Origin of the sequence: uncultured Maribacter sp. (assembly GCF_947500405.1) — a bacterium.
Classification (GTDB): Bacteria; Bacteroidota; Bacteroidia; order Flavobacteriales; family Flavobacteriaceae; genus Maribacter_B.
This window is the reverse complement of record NZ_CANMRY010000052.1, coordinates 1-1,108: the sequence shown is the minus strand read 5'-3', so window position 1 is coordinate 1,108 and position 1,108 is coordinate 1. Positions and strand designations below refer to the sequence as shown.

1 protein-coding gene is annotated in these 1,108 nt (G+C 31.8%); it reads left to right on the top strand.

Translation table 11 applies throughout. The annotated features are described in order from the left end of the window. Positions 1-212 precede the first annotated feature (212 nt). Complete coding sequence (locus Q0945_RS15930) at positions 213-920, top strand: SIMPL domain-containing protein (RefSeq protein ID WP_299436635.1); 708 nt, start codon at positions 213-215, stop codon at positions 918-920. Positions 921-1,108: the final 188 nt, after the last annotated feature.

The window sequence follows — 1,108 nt, the reverse complement described above, 5'->3', positions numbered from 1 at the left end:
GTATTAATTTTAAAAATTTATCTCTGGCTGACTGGTTAGCCTATACTTTCCCAGTCCGAAATCATAGCCGAGACGTTAGGCAACATTTAAAAAAAAGTTCTTGCTGAAAATCAACAAACTAATTGAAATAGACAGTTCACTCATTCTGACTTTCCAAAAAACCAATAAAATTATAGTTTCGAGGAAAATAACAAACTATAAAATTTAAACCAATGAAAAACATCCTACTCATCCTTATCGGATTTATAACAATTCAAACGTTTGCTCAAAATAAGAACTTTATTGACCAACCATTTTTGGAAACAATTGCGGAAATTGACACTTTAGTAACACCTGACAAAATTCATTTAGTTATAATGTTAAACGAAGAAGATAATCGGAACCGGAAGTCAACGGAGGAATTGGAAGCTTCAATGTTGAGAGTTCTGAATTCACTAAAAATTGATTTAGAGAAAAATCTGTCGCTTTTGGATTATAGTAGCGATTTCAAAAAATACTTTTTAAGTGGACAAAAAATACTTAAAACCAAAATGTATTCTTTAATTGTTAACGATGCACAAACTGTTGGAAAGGTAATGGCAGGATTGGAACGTGAAGAAATTTCAAATGTTTCAATTACAAAAACGGAATATTCTGAATCTGACCAATTGTTGTTAAATTTAAAAGCCAAAGCAATTTTAAAAGCCAAACAAAATGCTGAAAAAATGGTTCAACCTCTAAATCAGAAAATCGGAAAAGCAATTTACATTTCGGATCTAGAAACTGCGTCAATAACAAGTCAATTGCAGGGCAAAGTTGCAGGTGTTCAAATAAGAGGATATTCAAGCATTTATGGAAGTCGAGCTAAAGAAGATATCGTGATTGATTTTGAGAAAATGAAGTTCTCTACAAAAGTAAAAGTGAAATTTATAATCGAATAAAAAACGTTGCCTAACACCGTATATAATTTATTGCTAGCTTATTGCCTACTTGCGAAAGTCCTCGCGGACTTTCTTTGTCCGTGATTATTTACTAAATTAGTTGCTTGAAATACGCAACAAACCATATACAACAACGTTGCATGCAATAAACTAGCTTTTGGTGCATCTAGCTTACTTTATGAATTGAA

Excerpts from the sequence above, each read along its gene's own strand:
- Q0945_RS15930 (WP_299436635.1), top strand. The coding sequence starts at position 213 with ATGAAAAACATCCTACTCATCCTTATCGGATTTATAACAATTCAAACG.